Source organism: Bradyrhizobium genomosp. I (2014) (assembly GCF_000261685.1).
Classification (GTDB): domain Bacteria; phylum Pseudomonadota; class Alphaproteobacteria; order Rhizobiales; family Xanthobacteraceae; genus Bradyrhizobium.
Genome location: NZ_AJQE01000177.1, coordinates 1 through 15,433, shown reverse-complemented (window position 1 = coordinate 15,433; position 15,433 = coordinate 1). Strand labels below are relative to the sequence as shown.

Sequence of the window (15,433 nt, the reverse complement as noted above, 5' to 3'; positions counted from 1 at the left end):
CATTTACCTCTGTCGGGTAAGCAGGCGGCCACGGGGAGGCGGTCATCAAGAGCCGCCGCAACATGAACGATAACGAAAAGCGAGCCAGCCATGTCGGTAAGGTCAAAGGTCATTGAAGCGATCCAGCAGATCGCCAGAGAGCAGCACGTCACGCTGCCCGCACTGTCGGACGATCTGTCCCTGCACGAGACGGGCTTCGACTCGCTCGCCTTCGCCATTCTCGTGGCGCGCCTCGAGGACGAGACCGGCGTCGATCCTTTCACCATTTCCGAGGATGCCGCGTTCCCGGCCACGGTGGGTGATTTCGTGCGGGCCTACGAAAATGTCCCCGCGTGAGGTCTTTGCGCTTCGCGACCATCTCGGCGCGGAGCTGAAGGGCCGCACGATCTCCGATGCGCAGGATGTCGTGTCGCTGACCGACGTCCTGCGGCACACGGTTCTGGGCGGCCGCCTGCGCGAGCTGTCGGGCCGCGCCGTGCTGCTCAAGCTGTCCGACCAGCTCCGGTCGGGCCTTGCCATGATCGAGCTCGACGGCATCGCCCGTCGGATGCTGCTGTGTGCGCCTGATCTCAATCCGGCGCATCTCGGCGCGCTGATCGCGGATGCCGGCATCGATGCCGTCGTGACGGACGAGCCGGGTCGCTGGGCCGGCACCGGCGTGCCGCTGGTCGTCACCGCGCAATTGCCGCTTCAAATGACTGCGCCCGCCACAAGCGAACGCGCCACAGAATGGCTGATGCTGACTTCGGGCACCTCGGGCGTGCCAAAGATTGTCGGCCATACGCTGGAGGCGCTGACCGGAGCGATCGTTGCCGAAGGTCCAACGCGTGGTCAGGCGCCGGTCTGGGCGACGTTTTACGACATTCGCCGCTACGGCGGCCTGCAAATCTTCCTCCGCGCCATTCTCTCCGGCGGCTCGATGGTGCTGTCCGATCCCCACGAGGCGCTCGCTGATCACGTCGCGCGGCTGAACGCGCGCGGCGTCTCGCATATTTCCGGCACGCCTTCGCATTGGCGCAAGCTCCTGATGAGCGGCTCGGCCGCGCAATTCGCCCCGGCTTACGTCCGTCTCTCCGGCGAGATCGCCGACCAGGCCGTGCTCGACGGCCTGAAGGCGGCGTTCCCCAATGCTTCCGTCGGTCATGCCTATGCCTCGACCGAAGCCGGCGTCGGCTTCGCCGTGAATGACGGGCTGGAGGGCTTTCCGGCCGATTATCTCGGCAATCGCAACGGCGTCGAGATGAAGGTCGTCGACGGCTCGTTGCGGATCCGCTCGGCGCGCACGGCCCATGCCTATGTCGGCCGCAGCGCGGCGGCGCTCACCGACGCCGACGGCTTTGTCGACAGCGGCGACATCGTCGAGCTGCGCGGTGACCGCTACTATTTTGTCGGCCGTCGCGGCGGTATCATCAATATCGGCGGGCTGAAGGTTCACCCCGAGGAGATCGAGGCAGTGATCAACCGCCATCCCGACGTGCGGATGTCGCGAGCCAAGTCGCGCCGCAGCCCGATCACCGGCGGCATCGTCGTCGCCGACGCGATACTCACTGAGGGCACCGATCCGGCGCGCGCGAAAGAGATTCGCGACCAGATCCTGGATCAGTGCCGCGCCCAGCTCGCATCCCACAAGGTGCCGGCGGTGATCCGCTTCGTCGAGACGCTCGACGTCACCCCGGCCGGCAAGCTGGCGCGCACCGATGCGTAACGTTCTGGTGACCGGCGGCAGCCGCGGTATCGGCCTCGCGATCGCGAAGCGCCTCGTCGGCGGTGGCTTCAACGTGACCGCGGCGGCGCGGCGCGAGAGCGATGAGCTCGAGGCGGCGATCGCCGAATCCGGCGGGCGCCTGCATTTCCGTGCCTGCGATCTCGCCGTGATCGATGCGATCCCGGCCTTCGCAAAACTCGTGCGCGACGAATTCGGGCCGATCTACGGCCTCGTCAACAATGCCGGCCTCGGCACCGAAGGCCTGCTCGCCACCATGCATAATTCCGAGATCGCGGCACTGGTGCAGCTCAACGTGCTGTCGCCGATCATTCTCACCAAATATGTGGCGCGGCAGATGATGGCCGATGGCGCCGGCCGCATCATCAACATCTCCTCGATCATCGCGACCACGGGCTACAACGGCCTGTCGGTCTACGGCGCAACCAAGGCGGCCGCCACCGGCTTCACCCGCTCTCTTGCGCGTGAGGTCGGCAGGCTCGGCATCACCGTGAACGCGATCGCACCGGGCTTCATCGACACCGAGCTTACGCACAATCTTTCCGACGAGGGACGCAAGCGCATCGCCGGCCGCAGCGCGCTGCGTCGCTTGCCGGAGACGGACGACGTCGCGCGCATGGTGGAATATCTGCTGGGGGAAGGCGGCCGCAATGTCACCGGGACGGTGTTCACTGTCGACGCGGGGAACACGGCATAAGCGGAACTCTGCCGTCATGTTCCCGTTGATCCGGCACAATGACATTCAGCCGGATTTGGTCGTAAGATGTCCCACGATTGGGTTACGTCAATCGATCTGCCCTAATCCCAGGGAGCAGTCCATGACCGCGCCAAGCATGACGGCTTCAAGTCAGGGGCGTACGCAGCAATCCCGTGCGAACCCGGACGATGTCCACTGCACGCCAATGACGCATCAGAATTCCGGCAGTCACGGGCATGAAATGTACCCGCAGCAATTCGTCCGCCTGATCGGCTGCCATGATGCCTCTCTCGATACCCTGCGCAAGCGTCAAGACGAGAAGCTTCACTAGCTGCTCACGTCCGCGGCTTCGGCAAGTCCTTCGGCAGATCAATTCGTTCGTGCGAGAATTCCGGCGGCCCTTCGGTGAGGCGGCGGATGCGGCGCTCACGTTCGTCCACCGGCAATGCGGGATCGAGCAGCGTCTCGATCTCGTGGACTGCGATCTCTTCGCTCCTGGTGGCGTCCGATGTGATCGGGTGCACCGATGTGAGGGCCGGGGGCGCGATGTCGAGGCCCAGCTCGATCAGCTTGCAGATCGCATCCGCGCGGGTCATGTGATGAGCTTCAGCCCAGGCATCGACGGCTGCCGTCAGTCTTTCGGGCATCTTCACCGCGCTGATCGGGTCGATGCCCGTGCGCCGGCGGACCGGAGAAGTGGAGTCCCTGCTGAAGTCGGGCACCTCGATCATCCCATGCAACCCTTGGAACTATCCGACGATAGCCGCTCTTCCGCGGCGGTCGTTTGATGCCGATCAATGACCCGCCGCGGCATTGCAACGCGGCCGCATCTTGTCGTCCGGGGCCGTTTCGGCCAATGATTGAACGAGGGCGCCGGCCAGCGAACCCGGATCGATCCTGCCACGTATTTATTTCGCATTCCAACCATCCGGCGCCCCCGATGACCTCAGGCCCATCCTTCTATGGCGGCATTCCCGTCTTCCGAGGCTTCACCAGCCTGATGGATCCCGCGCTCTATTCGCCGCTGCCGGACGACTGGAGCATCGGTGTTGCCGACATCGTCGATTCGACCAAGGCGATCGCGGCGCAGCGCTACAAGGCGGTCAACATGGCCGGTGCCGCCGTGATCGCATCGGTGACGAACGCGTTGGCGGGACGCGAATTCCCCTTCGTGTTCGGCGGCGACGGCGCAAGCTTCGCGGTGGCGCCGGACGATGTCGAACTTGCCCGCGAGGCGCTGGCCGCGACCGCGACCTGGGTGCGGGAAGATCTCGATCTGACCATGCGCGTCGCCCTGGTGCCGGTCAGCGTCATTCGCGCTCAGGGCCTTGACGTGCGCGTCGCCCGCTTTGGGCCGTCGGCAAACCTGTCCTATGCGATGTTCTCGGGCGGCGGACTCGCCTGGGCCGACGCTGCGATGAAGCGCGGCGAGTTTGCGGTCACGGAGGCGCCCGCCGGCACGCAGCCGGATCTCTCCGGCCTGTCCTGCCGCTTCGAGGTGATTCCAGCCTCCCGTGGATCGATCCTGTCGGTGCTGGCGATGCCCGCGCGCGGCGGCGATCCGCACGCCTTCCGCAAGGTGATCGAGGACATCATCCATCTCGTCGAGCGCAGCCCGCAGGGCGGCCGCCCGGTGCCGCCGCAGGGGCCGCCGCTGAAATGGCCGCCGCAGGGGCTGGAATTCGAAGCCCGCACCAGGCGCGGCGGTCCGCTGCTTGCGCGCCGCGCCGCCGTCCTGGCCTACACCTTGTTCGCTTATCTGATCATGCGCTTCGACATCAATGTCGGCCGCTTCGTGCCAAACGTCTACAGGCGTCAGGTGGTGGAGAACTCGGACTTCAGGAAATACGACGATGGATTGCGCATGATCCTCGACTGCACGCCGGAGCTCGAACGCGCCCTCAGCGATCGTCTTGAGGCGGCCGCGCGCGAGGGCATCGTGCGCTACGGCCTCCACCGGCAGGACGCCGCCATGATGACCTGCTTCACGCCGTCGCTACTGCGCAGCGACCACGTGCACTTTATCGACGGCGCGCAGGGTGGCTATGCCTCGGCGGCGACGGCGTTGAAGGCGATGGCCGCGTGAAAGATCTTCGTGTCCCGGACGCGCTGCGGCACGCAGTGACGCTGCGCAGAGCCGGGGCACGAGAGTTGGTCGATCTTAGCGTCCCGCGCGCGTCCAGGTTTCGCCGCCGCAGAGCGCGCCGACGCAGCCTTCGACCCGCAGCGAGTCCGCGCCAGTCAGGCTGATGTTGCTGGCATAGGTGCTGCCGTCGTCGGCATTGTAGATCTGGCCCGCCCACTTGTTCGGTCCGGCGGGCTCCATGCCGCTGAACAATGGCAAGCCGATCATCGGACGCCTGGCGAGTGCGGGATTGGGATTCTTGCTGTCGGTGGCGGGCTGGCCGGTCGAGGTGTCATAGGGCTCGCGCAGCCAGACGATATGGCCGCAGATTCCGCCGCCGCATTTGCTGATCTTGACGCGCGCATCACCCGCCTGGGTCAGCCAGGTCCCGTCGGCATCCTGCGCGCGAGCGGCGGATGCGCCGAGCAGCGCGGCGAGGAGGACGATGAGAGCTGCGAATCTGGAAGTCATGAAGGCCCCCGAAAATGGAGCGCCTCCATAGCAGCCCGGCAGGATAGTGCAACGCTGGCTGGAATCACATTCCTGCGTTTACCTGCCTGAATATTCGCCTGCGATCATTTGCCCCATCGCACGAAGGCGACCGAGGCCGCGGTCGACAGACCGAACACGACCATTGCGCCGCCGACCAGCGCGAACAGGGTCCAGGCCGGAGCTTGCGCGGTCATGAGTGCGACGCCGCCGATCGCGACGATCAGGAGCCGCGCCGTGGAGGCGAGCACGGGTCCGCCGACACGCGCCGCGCCCTGTGACGAGAAGTATAACGACACGCCCATGCCGAAGAACACGAAGGCCGGACCTGCCCAGTGGAAATAGCTGTGCGCGGCGGCGGTGACGCCGGGATCCCGCGTGAAGAGCCCGACCCACAGCGACGGAGCGAGCGCGACAGCGAGGCCGATCAGGCCGACCGTGAGTCCGGAGGCTGCAGCCGCAGTCCAGGCCACACGCCGCGCGCGCTTCACATGTCCGGCGCCGATCGCCATGCCGACCATCGGCACCGAGGCGATGCCGAAGGCGAAGGTGATCGGGATCAGCAGAAATTCCAGCCGCGATCCGATGCCGTAGCCTGCCAGCATCTCGGTGCCGAAGGTCGCGAGAATTTTTGTGAAGATCAGGATGGTGAGCACGGTCTGGAGCGGCGACAAACAGGCCACCGCGCCGACTTTGAGGATGTCCAGGAACATCGCGCGCTCGAAATGAAACGCGCGGAAATCGAGCGGCAGCCGGCTGCGCCCGGACAACAGATACCAGAGGAAGAAGATCGCCGCGCAGCTGAACGCGATCAGCTGGCCGCTCGCGACACCCGGCATGCCGAATTGCGGCGCTCCGAACAGGCCGAGCCCGAGCGTGCCGCCGAGCGTGATCTGGAGTACGCTCGCTCCGATCAGCGTCATCGAGGGCAGGCGCATGTCGCCGGTGCCGCGGATCACCGAGGCCAGCGTGTTGACGAGCCAGATCGCGACTGCGCCGGAGAACAGCACCTGCGAATAGCCGCTGGCTTCTTCCAGCACGCGCTCGCGGCCGCCGAGCAGTGCGAAGAACGAACGGCCGAAGACGAGCATCATCACCGTGAAGAACAGCCCGCCGCAGAGTCCGATGATGGCGGCATGCAGCGCCAGCGTCGCGGCGCGGTCGCGATTCCCCGCACCGAGCGCGCGGCTGATTGCGGAGGAGACGCCGCCGCCCATCGCGCCCGCGCTCATCATCTGCGTCAGCATCGCGAACGGAAACACCAGCGCGATCGCGGCGAGCGGGACAGTGCCGAGCCGGCCGATATAGGAGGTCTCGGCCACCGCAACCAGCGTGCTGCCGACCATCGCGATCATGTTGGGGATCGCGAGCCGCAGCAATGTTGGAAGGATTGGCGCCGTCAGGAGGCTGGCGATGGGGGATGCGACCGGCGCAACCGGCGGGACGGCGTCTACAGGGGCGTCGATCGTCATGTTCACCGGACGGAATATTGAATGATGATCGACATATCATAGGGCGTGGGACGGACCGGCGCAGCCCTTGCTCACGCAGGGCTCACCAGGGCAGGCCGCATAGGTCGATCGTGCCCAGCGTCGGCGCGCGGACGATGTCGAAGACGTACGGCGTCATGGAGTCGAAGCGGATCCGCCCCTGCGGCTGCTCGCAATAGACCTCGCCCCTGAAGGGCTGCCATTTGCGGGCCTCGTAAAACGCGAAATTGTGCGGCTCGCAGAACAGCAGCCCGAAGCGGACCGCCTCGTTGGCGCGCATGGTATGCACCGCCGCGTCGATCGCGATCGTCGCGTAGCCGCGGCCGCGCCGGTCCTCACGCGTGCAGACGCCGCCGATACCGCCAATGTGGACCTTCTGTCCGTTCCAGCTGACGGTCCGGAAGTAGATGCCGACATGGCAGACGAGGCCGTCCTCGGGCGTTTCGAGCAGCACACGAAGATGGGCGTTTTCCCATTTGATGTGAGCCCAGGGCTTGTTCGCGACCATATGCGGTCCCCAGACCGCCTGATGCAGCGGCTCCGCAATCGGCCACGAAGCGTCGCCGTTCAAAATGTCGATTTCGATGCTCATGGCTTTGCCTTTCGCAACGTCGGTGCGCAGGGAATTCGTTCTGCCATAAGCACCTCAAAGGCAACGATATTTTGCATCAACCTACCATGACCGCGCGGTTGTCCGCGTGCTGCGACGACTTAATGCAATCGTGCCAAGCGTCCCCCATCACGCGTTTTCGAGATTCTGAGGTATTTAACGGCGGCGGAACCTTCTATAAGGGGTAACCGTTAGAACTCGTTCCCCACCAGTTGCGGACAAGAACCCATGACCTTTACGCTGCCCCCACTCCCTTACGCCTATGACGCCCTCGGCCAGTACATGTCGAAGGAGACGCTGGAATATCATCACGACAAGCATCATCAGGCCTACGTCACCAACGGCAACAACGCGCTCAAGGGAACCGAATGGGAAGGCAAGTCCCTTGAAGAGATCGTCAAGGGCTCGTTCGGCAAGAACCCCGCGGTGTTCAACAATGCCGGCCAGCACTACAACCACATCCACTTCTGGAGCTGGATGAAGCCCAATGGTGGCGGCACCAAGCTGCCGGGCAAGCTCGAGAAGAAGATCAACGAGGACCTCGGCGGCTTCGAGAAGTTCAAGACCGACTTCCAGGCGGCCGGCGTCGGCCAGTTCGGCTCCGGCTGGTGCTGGCTCCAGGTCAAGAACGGCAAGCTCGAGATCTCCAAGACCCCGAACGGCGAGAATCCGCTGGTGCACGGCGCCACCCCGATCCTCGGCTGCGACGTCTGGGAGCACTCCTACTACATCGACTATCGCAACCGCCGCCCCGACTATCTCAAGGCATTCGTCGAGAACCTCGTGAACTGGGAATACGTCGAGTCCCTGTTCGATAAGGCGTGAGTCCTCACCTCGTCATTCCGGGATGGTGCGCCAGCACCAGACCCGGCATCTCGAGATTCCGGGTTCGGCTTCGCCGCCCCGGAATGACGGAAGTCAAAAAGGCGGTCGCGTGCGCGGCCGCCTTTTTGCTGTGCGGAATTCGTCGAACGAGTCCTGCGCGGCGCGCGTATCGGCCTGTCATCGTTCCGTTTGCATCGTCCGGGCGGCGCCCTTAATCAGATCAAGCCCCCCCCTCGAGCCGCCCCACACCCGTTGTCAGAACCTTCCCCGAAAGACCCGGCGCCTGCCGAGGACGCGGAGTCCGAGCCGCGGCCGGGGCGTGTGCGCAAGCCGATCGGCTGGTCGACCATCATCATCGCGGTGCTGGTGGCGGTGAGCGCAGGTCTGGTCTGGCGGCGTGACGGCGCCGACGGCGTTCTCGCCATTCTCACCCACGATCTCTCGTTGTTCGGCGGCATCCTGCCGCGTGTGCTGGCCGGCTGCCTGCTCGGGGCCTTCATCTCCGAGATCCTGCCGCACGAAAGGGTCTCGCGCTCGCTCGGGCCGAAATCCGGCCTGATGGGCCTTCTGATCGGCACTGCCTTCGGTGCGATCCTTCCCGGCGGTCCCTTCACCGCCTATCCGGTGGCGAGCGCGCTGCTCGCGGTCGGCGCCGATTTCGGCGCCACCATCGCCATGGTCGTGAGCTGGACCCTGATCGGCTACGGCCGGGCGGTCGCCTGGGAAATCCCGATCATGGGCACCGATTTCACGTTGTGGCGGATCGTGATCTCGCTGCCGCTGCCGGTGCTCGCAGGCGCCCTCGGCCGCTTCGTTTATGTCAGGCTCTATCCGAAGCCGTTCGCGAGGGACGACGAGAATTGAGCGCCGCACTTCTCATCGACATCCTGTTATGGAGCTCGGTACTCGGCGTCGGCCTGATCGCGTTCCGTCGCGGCCCTCCCGTGTTCAAGGCATCCCTGCGCGAAGGTTCGATGGACTTCATCAACATCGTGCCTCGGATTGCGCTCGGCGTGATCGGCTCCGGCTACATCGCCGCGATCATCCCGCAGGAGGTGATCACTGGCTGGCTCGGCCCGGACAGCGGCTGGCTCGGGGTTGCCAGCGCCGTGATCGCCGGCGCCGCCACGCCCGGAGGACCCGTGATCGGCTTCTCCATTGGCACCGTGGCGCTCAAGTCCGGCGGGGGCGTGCCCCAGGTGGTGGCCTATGTCGTTGCCTGGGCACTGTTCGCCTTCCAGCGGGTGATCTTGTGGGAGATCCCGTTCATGCCGGCCCGTTTCGTCTGGTTCCGCTGCGCCGTTTCGGTGCCGTTTCCGTTCGTGGCGGCCGCCATCGCGATGGTGATCGGCAAGCCCTGAGCCCGGCCGATGTTTCGGACGTCATTCCGGGGCGATGCGGAGCATCGAACCCGGAATCTCGAGATTCCGGGTTCGGCTCTTCGAGCCGCCCCGGAATGACAACTGGGGTGTGGACAGGGGGTATGTTATAATATAACATTCCGGAATGGTTCCCGCCGCGTCCCACGCCCACCGTCACGACCATGCCCACGGCCACTCCCATGGCCACGGGCATTCGCATGGGCACGACCACACCCACGCCCATGTCCACGATGCGGCCTCGCCGCATCCGGCCCAGGCGGCGCCCTGGTCGATTTTGCGCATGACCATGGCGGGCCGTCTCGCGGCCGCGCTCGCCGTCTGCGCCGTGCTCTGGGGAATCGTCTTCCTGGCGATGGGGTGACCATGGCGGCGCTGCATTTCCACAACGTCACGCTGGGCTATGATCGGCATCCGGCCGTGCATCATCTCAATGGCGAGATCACGCGAGGGGCGCTGGTCGCTGTGATCGGCCCGAACGGCGCCGGCAAGTCGACGCTGCTGCGCGGCATCGTCGGCATCCTGAAGCCGCTCGACGGCAGCATCCATCTCGGCGGGCTCGACAGTAGGGACATCGCCTATCTGCCGCAGAGCGCGGAGATAGACCGCAGCTTTCCGATCTCGGTGTTCGACTTCGTCGGCACCGGGCTGTGGCGCGGTGCCGGCCTGTTCGGCGGCATCGGCAAGGCCGCTCGCGAAAGGATACTCCGTGCGATCGCCTCCGTTGGCCTCAATGGATTCGAGAACCGCCCGATCGGCACGCTCTCGGGCGGTCAGATGCAGCGCGTACTGTTCGCGCGTGTGCTGCTTCAGGACGCCAGCCTGATCGTGCTCGACGAGCCCTTCAACGCCATCGACAGCAAGACCACGGCCGATCTGCTCGCGCTGGTGAAGCGCTGGCACGCCGAGGGCCGCACCGTGCTCGCCGCGCTGCACGACATGGAGATGGTGCGCAACCATTTCAGCGAGACGCTGGTGCTGGCGCGCGGCCCGGTGGCGTGGGGGCCCACGGCGGAGGTGCTCACGCCGGAAAATCTGATCGTTGCGATGCGGATGTGCGAGGCCTTCGACGACACCGCCGCGGCCTGCGCGGCCGATGACATCGGCTCGCGGGCGGCTTGATCTCAGATGCTCCATGACGCACTGATCGGCCCGTTCACCGAATTCGAGTTCATGCGGCGGGCGCTCGCCGCCGTGATCGCGCTGGCGCTGGCGGGCGCGCCGATCGGCGTATTCCTGATGCTGCGGCGGATGAGCCTCGTCGGCGATGCCATGGCGCACGCGATCCTGCCCGGTGCGGCCGTCGGATTCCTGCTGTCGGGCCTCAATCTGTTCGCGATGACGGCGGGCGGCCTGATCGCCGGCTTTGCCGTCGCGATCCTCGCTGGTGTGGTCGCTCGGTCGACCGGGCTGAAGGAGGATGCTTCGCTGGCGACCTTCTATCTGGCCTCGCTGGCGCTCGGCGTCACCATCGTCTCGATCAAGGGCACCAATATCGACCTGCTGCACGTGCTGTTCGGCAATATCCTCGCGATGGACGACCAGACGTTGCTGGTGGTGGCCTTCAACGCCACAATCACGCTGCTGGTGCTCGCGGTGATCTACCGTCCGCTGGTGATCGAGAGCGTCGATCCGCTGTTCCTGCGCACGGTGAGCCGCGCCGGGGGCCCTGCGCATCTCGCCTTCCTCGCGCTCGTCGTGATCAACCTCGTCAACGGCTTTCAGGCGCTCGGCACGCTGCTTGCGGTCGGCCTCATGATCCTGCCCGCGGGCATTGCCCGGTTCTGGTCGCGCGATCTCACCGCGATGATCTGCATCGCCGTCGTTGCTGCTGCTGTCTCGGGCTATGCAGGCCTCGTGCTGTCGTTCCAGACCCGTGTGCCGTCAGGTCCCGCGATCATTCTCGTGGCGACGGTGCTCTACATCGTCTCCGTCCTGTTCGGCCGCATCGGCGGTATCGTCCGGCAATTGTTTCCCGGCCGGCATCTGGAAGCGTGACGATGCGGCTCATCCTGCTTTGTGCGCTGTTGCTGATCGCCCCGCCGCTGCATGCCGCGGAACGGCTCAACGTCGTCGCAAGCTTCTCGATTCTCGGCGATTTCGTCCACAACGTTGGCGGTGACCGCGTCAATCTGACGACGCTGGTCGGCGCCGACAGCGACGTCCACGTCTATACGCCGGCGCCGGCCGATGCGAAGCGGATCGCCGATGCAAAGCTCGTCATCGTCAACGGGCTCGGGCTCGAGGGCTGGCTGCCGCGCCTCGTGCAGTCCGCGGGCAGCAAGGCGCAGGTGATCACGGCAAGCGCCGGCATTGCGCCGTTGAAACTCGGCTCAGGGGCCGATCCCCACGCCTGGCAGTCCATCCCCAACGCCAAGATCTACGTGACCGACATCGCCAAAGCGTTGGCCGGCGCCGTCCCGAGTGAGGCGGACTACTTCCGCACCCAGGCCGAGGCCTATCTGGAAAAGCTCGAAACGCTGGACCGCGAGGTCCGCGACGCCGTGGCGAAAATCCCGCCGGAGCGGCGCAAGGTGATCTCCACCCACGACGCCTTCGGCTATTTCGCAGCCGAATACGGTATCCGCTTCATCGCTCCCCTGGGCGTCTCCACGGAAACCGAACCCAGCGCGCGCGACATTGCGGCCATTATCGGCCAGATCAAGGCCCAGAAAATCCCGGCCGTATTCCTGGAAAATATCAGCGACGACCGGCTAATCCGGCGGATCGCGGCCGAGACCGGGGCAAGGGTCGGCGGGACCCTGATTTCGGACAGTTTGACCGGCGAAAAGGGGACTGCACCCACTTACATTGACATGGTCAGGCACAATATAAAGGCCCTGACCAGCGCGCTTGACCATTAGGGCAGGGGCCACCCCGCCTCGCGTCGCGCGAATAAGCCTTAAAGTTCGGAGTTGTTATGTCTGAAGCGACCTCCCAAAAGATTCCCGTGACTGTCCTGACCGGCTATCTCGGTGCCGGCAAAACCACGCTCTTGAACCGCATCCTGTCCGAAAACCACGGCAAGAAGTACGCCGTCATCGTCAACGAATTCGGCGAGATCGGCATCGACAACGACCTCATCATCGGCGCCGATGAGGAAGTCTTCGAGATGAACAATGGCTGCATCTGCTGCACCGTGCGCGGCGACCTCGTCCGCATCATGGACGGCCTGATGAAGCGCAAGGGCAAGTTCGACGCCATCATCGTCGAGACCACCGGCCTCGCCGATCCGGCACCCGTCGCACAGACCTTCTTCGTCGACGAGGACGTGCAGAAGAACGCACGCCTCGATGCGGTGGTCACGGTGGCCGACGCAAAGTGGCTGTCCGACCGTTTGAAGGATGCACCCGAGGCCAAGAACCAGATCGCCTTCGCCGACGTCATCGTTCTGAACAAGACCGATCTCGTCAACAAGGGCGAGCTCGCCGAGGTCGAGGCCCGGATCCGCGGCATCAACCCCTATGCGAAACTCCACCGCACCGAGCGCTGTTCGGTGGCGCTGGCCGACGTGCTCGATCGCGGCGCGTTCGATCTCGACCGCATCCTCGACATCGAGCCGGATTTCCTGGAGGCCGACGATCATGACCACGACCATGATCATCACCACCATCACGGCCACGACCATCATCACCATGATCACGGCCACGGCCTGAAGCACTATCACGACGAGGAAATGCAGTCGCTCTCGCTCAAGACCGACAAGCCGCTCGATCCGAACGTGTTCATGCCCTGGCTCCAGAACCTGGTGCAGGTCGAGGGCGGCAAGATCCTGCGCTCCAAAGGTATCCTCGCGTTCCATGACGACGACGACCGCTACGTCTTCCAGGGCGTCCACATGATGCTGGAGGGCAATCACCAGCGGAAGTGGAAGGAGGGTGAGCCGCGCGAGAGTCGTCTCGTGTTCATCGGCCGCGAATTGCCGGAAGAGGCCATCCGCAAGGGCTTCGAGAGCTGCATCGTCTCGTGATGAAAGAGTTTACGCCGCCTCCCGATTCCGCCTCGATCGTCTCCGTCACCGACCGCGTCAAGCCTGTTGCGCTCGGCATGCCCGTGACCTCGGTGCATTTCCTTGGCCCCCGTGCTGTCTTCGTCGGTGGCGAGGAAAACGTCGCGTTCGTCGATGGCAAGGGCGAGACCGCCACCGTCGCCGTGCATGGCGGCGGCATTCTTTCCGCCGCTTCCGACGGCAAGCGCCTCGTGACGGGCGGCGACGACGGCAAGGTCGTGTCGCTCGATGCCAAGGGCGAGGTGACGCTGCTCGCCACCGACCCGAAGCGGCGCTGGATCGATGCGGTGGCGCTGCACGCCGACGGCGCCTTCGCTTGGTCGGCCGGCAAGACGGCCACCGTCAAAAGCGGCAAGGCCGAGGAGAAGTCGATCGAGGCGCCCTCGACCGTCGGTGGACTTGCGTTCGCGCCGAAGGGCCTGCGGCTCGCGATCGCGCATTACAACGGCGTGACGCTGTGGTTTCCGAACATGGCGGGATCGGCCGAATTCCTGCCCTGGGCCGGTTCGCATCACGGCGTCACCTTCAGCCCGGACAACAAGTTCCTGGTCACCGCGATGCACGAGCCGGCGCTGCATGGCTGGCGGCTTGCCGACAACAGGCACATGCGCATGACCGGCTACCCCGGCCGTGTCCGCTCGATGTCCTGGAGCGCGGGCGGCAAGGGTCTGGCGACCTCAGGCGCCGACACCGTCATCATTTGGCCGTTCGGCAGCAAGGACGGTCCGATGGGCAAGGAGCCCGCGATGCTGGCGCCGCTCCAGGCCCGCGTGTCGGTCGTCGCCTGCCATCCGAAGAACGACATCCTCGCCGCCGGTTACAGCGACGGCACTGTGCTGATGGTGCGGCTGGAGGACGGCGCGGAGATCCTGGTGCGCCGTAACGGCACTCCGGCCGTGGCCGCGCTCGGCTGGAACGCCAAGGGCACGCTGCTGGCCTTTGCCGATGAAAATGGGGACGGCGGTCTGCTGGAGCTTTAATCTGTCATGGTTCCGGCCGTATAGGGAGCCATGCGGCTTCTGACGACCTTCCAGCTTGCGGATTTCGCCGACACGCTGGTCAGCCTGACCACAGCCTTCGTGCTGGGCACGCTGATCGGCGCCGAGCGGCAATACCGTCAGCGCACTGCGGGCCTGCGCACCAACGTGCTGGTCGCGGTCGGCGCTGCCGCCTTCGTCGATCTCGCCATGAATTTGGCAGACGCGGACGGTGCGGTGCGTGTGATCGCCTACGTCGTGTCTGGCATCGGCTTCCTGGGGGCCGGCGTCATCATGAAGCAGGGCATGGACGTGCGCGGGCTCAACACCGCCGCGACGCTGTGGGCCTCGGCTGCGGTTGGCTCCTGCGCCGGGGCCGACATGATCGCGCAGGCCGCCGCGCTGACTGTGTTCGTCATCGCCGGCAACACCATGCTGCGCCCGCTGGTCAATGCCATCAACCGCATTCCCCTGAACGAGAAGGCACTGGAGGCGACCTATTATTTCAAGCTGGCGGTTGCGGCCGACGCTCTGCCGGATATGCGCGACCGGCTGGTCGAGAAGCTCGAGACTGCGAAATATTCGGTGGCCGATATCGATGTGGTCGAAATCGGTGACGACATTCTGGAGATTGCCGCAAAGCTGGTGGCGACCGCTGTCGATCCGAACGAACTGAACACGGTGGCGACCGACCTTCAGCATCTGCCGGGCGTGCGCCACGCCACGTGGGAAGTCAGCACGACCGAGTGAGTGCGCCGTTTTGGCGCGCAAGGGATGGGTTCCCGCGTCTTCGGTTCGGAACCGGCGCGCCTCGGTTTCGTTGATTCCGCGGACAAAGGCGGTGATCGATATGCCCGGCCAAGATGACAAGCGCAGACTGAAGCTCGATCTGATGATCGCCGGGTCGCTGTTCGCGGCAGGCGTGGTGGTGTCGGGCCTGTCGCTGGCGCAAATCCGCGCGCAGGGCCGGTCGGAACTGGCGCAGGCGACGCAGCCGCTCCAGGGCACGCCGTCCGACGACCAGGGCAAGACGCCGGCGGAGGCGAAGCCCGGCGGCGACCGGCCGACCACGCCGGCGCCGGAGCCCGCGCACCCCGAATCGCAGACTC

20 protein-coding genes are annotated in these 15,433 nt (G+C 65.3%); 16 read left to right on the top strand and 4 right to left on the bottom strand.

The annotated features are described in order from the left end of the window. The first annotated feature begins 90 nt into the window (after nucleotides 1-90). The 4 genes from IC50_RS17195 (at nucleotide 91) to IC50_RS17180 (ending at nucleotide 2,751) form a co-directional block, all read left to right on the top strand. Nucleotides 91-336: an acyl carrier protein gene (locus IC50_RS17195; RefSeq protein ID WP_008135396.1), complete on the top strand. Its 246-nt coding sequence runs from the start codon at nucleotides 91-93 to the stop codon at nucleotides 334-336. After that, nucleotides 323-1,705 carry a class I adenylate-forming enzyme family protein gene (locus IC50_RS17190; protein ID WP_035707089.1) on the top strand — a complete coding sequence of 461 codons (1,383 nt, stop codon included), beginning with the start codon at nucleotides 323-325 and terminating at the stop codon, nucleotides 1,703-1,705. Before IC50_RS17195 ends, IC50_RS17190 begins: the two co-directional genes overlap by 14 nt. Beyond that, nucleotides 1,698-2,420, top strand: a complete 723-nt coding sequence (locus tag IC50_RS17185; RefSeq protein ID WP_035707088.1) for an SDR family NAD(P)-dependent oxidoreductase — start codon at nucleotides 1,698-1,700, stop codon at nucleotides 2,418-2,420. Before IC50_RS17190 ends, IC50_RS17185 begins: the two co-directional genes overlap by 8 nt. Before the next feature lie 121 nt (nucleotides 2,421-2,541). Then, entirely contained in the window at nucleotides 2,542-2,751 is a 210-nt protein-coding gene (locus tag IC50_RS17180) for a hypothetical protein (protein WP_035707086.1), read from the top strand. Nucleotides 2,752-2,755: 4 nt separating this feature from the next. Here the strand turns inward: IC50_RS17180 and IC50_RS17175 are convergent, their stop codons facing one another. Then, a complete protein-coding gene (locus IC50_RS17175) occupies nucleotides 2,756-3,151 on the bottom strand; it encodes a hypothetical protein (protein ID WP_035707084.1) in 396 nt (131 codons plus the stop codon). Between the two features lie 209 nt (nucleotides 3,152-3,360). Here IC50_RS17175 and IC50_RS17170 point away from each other — a divergent pair, with 209 nt between their 5' ends. Next, complete coding sequence (locus IC50_RS17170; protein ID WP_035707082.1) at nucleotides 3,361-4,506, top strand: DUF3095 domain-containing protein; 1,146 nt, start codon at nucleotides 3,361-3,363, stop codon at nucleotides 4,504-4,506. Nucleotides 4,507-4,581: 75 nt separating this feature from the next. On the opposite strand, the gene IC50_RS17165 is transcribed toward IC50_RS17170, so the two are convergent. The 3 genes from IC50_RS17165 to IC50_RS17155 all read right to left on the bottom strand — a co-directional run bounded on the left by IC50_RS17165 (nucleotide 4,582) and on the right by IC50_RS17155 (nucleotide 7,116). After that, a complete protein-coding gene (locus tag IC50_RS17165) occupies nucleotides 4,582-5,016 on the bottom strand; it encodes a DUF2147 domain-containing protein (protein ID WP_035707078.1) in 435 nt (144 codons plus the stop codon). Between the two features lie 104 nt (nucleotides 5,017-5,120). After that, on the bottom strand, nucleotides 5,121-6,506 hold the full coding sequence (locus IC50_RS17160; RefSeq protein WP_035707076.1) for an MATE family efflux transporter: 1,386 nt from the start codon (nucleotides 6,504-6,506) through the stop codon (nucleotides 5,121-5,123). 82 nt (nucleotides 6,507-6,588) lie between these two features. Further along, the gene (locus tag IC50_RS17155) at nucleotides 6,589-7,116 is read right to left on the bottom strand and encodes a GNAT family N-acetyltransferase (RefSeq protein WP_035707073.1); all 528 of its coding nucleotides are present in this window, start codon (nucleotides 7,114-7,116) and stop codon (nucleotides 6,589-6,591) included. A 246-nt stretch (nucleotides 7,117-7,362) separates the two neighbouring features. Between IC50_RS17155 and IC50_RS17150 the strand changes: the two genes are divergently transcribed. From IC50_RS17150 to IC50_RS17100, 11 genes are all read left to right on the top strand, one after another. Continuing rightward, complete coding sequence (locus IC50_RS17150; protein ID WP_026312923.1) at nucleotides 7,363-7,959, top strand: superoxide dismutase; 597 nt, start codon at nucleotides 7,363-7,365, stop codon at nucleotides 7,957-7,959. Nucleotides 7,960-8,211: 252 nt separating this feature from the next. Next, nucleotides 8,212-8,823 carry a permease gene (locus IC50_RS17145; protein ID WP_035707071.1) on the top strand — a complete coding sequence of 204 codons (612 nt, stop codon included), beginning with the start codon at nucleotides 8,212-8,214 and terminating at the stop codon, nucleotides 8,821-8,823. Continuing rightward, entirely contained in the window at nucleotides 8,820-9,320 is a 501-nt protein-coding gene (locus IC50_RS17140; protein WP_035707069.1) for a hypothetical protein, read from the top strand. The genes IC50_RS17145 and IC50_RS17140 overlap by 4 nt, the downstream gene beginning before the upstream one ends. Nucleotides 9,321-9,465: 145 nt before the next feature. After that, nucleotides 9,466-9,702, top strand: coding sequence for a hypothetical protein (locus tag IC50_RS17135; RefSeq protein ID WP_035707067.1), 237 nt, complete (start codon nucleotides 9,466-9,468; stop codon nucleotides 9,700-9,702). Nucleotides 9,703-9,704: 2 nt separating this feature from the next. Next, a complete protein-coding gene (locus tag IC50_RS17130; protein WP_035707065.1) occupies nucleotides 9,705-10,460 on the top strand; it encodes a metal ABC transporter ATP-binding protein in 756 nt (251 codons plus the stop codon). Nucleotides 10,461-10,466: 6 nt separating this feature from the next. Beyond that, entirely contained in the window at nucleotides 10,467-11,336 is an 870-nt protein-coding gene (locus IC50_RS17125; RefSeq protein ID WP_035707063.1) for a metal ABC transporter permease, read from the top strand. Between the two features lie 2 nt (nucleotides 11,337-11,338). Then, nucleotides 11,339-12,202: a metal ABC transporter substrate-binding protein gene (locus tag IC50_RS17120; RefSeq protein WP_035707061.1), complete on the top strand. Its 864-nt coding sequence runs from the start codon at nucleotides 11,339-11,341 to the stop codon at nucleotides 12,200-12,202. Nucleotides 12,203-12,258: 56 nt separating this feature from the next. After that, nucleotides 12,259-13,308 (top strand): CobW family GTP-binding protein, encoded by a 1,050-nt coding sequence (locus IC50_RS17115; protein WP_035707059.1) that lies wholly within the window; start codon nucleotides 12,259-12,261, stop codon nucleotides 13,306-13,308. Further along, nucleotides 13,308-14,327, top strand: a complete 1,020-nt coding sequence (locus IC50_RS17110) for a WD40 repeat domain-containing protein (protein WP_035707057.1) — start codon at nucleotides 13,308-13,310, stop codon at nucleotides 14,325-14,327. The genes IC50_RS17115 and IC50_RS17110 overlap by 1 nt, the downstream gene beginning before the upstream one ends. 30 nt (nucleotides 14,328-14,357) lie before the next feature. Further along, on the top strand, nucleotides 14,358-15,074 hold the full coding sequence (locus IC50_RS17105; RefSeq protein ID WP_035707055.1) for an MgtC/SapB family protein: 717 nt from the start codon (nucleotides 14,358-14,360) through the stop codon (nucleotides 15,072-15,074). A gap of 100 nt (nucleotides 15,075-15,174) precedes the next feature. Further along, on the top strand, nucleotides 15,175-15,433 hold a 259-nt coding region (locus IC50_RS17100), incomplete at its 3' end, for a hypothetical protein (RefSeq protein ID WP_035707146.1).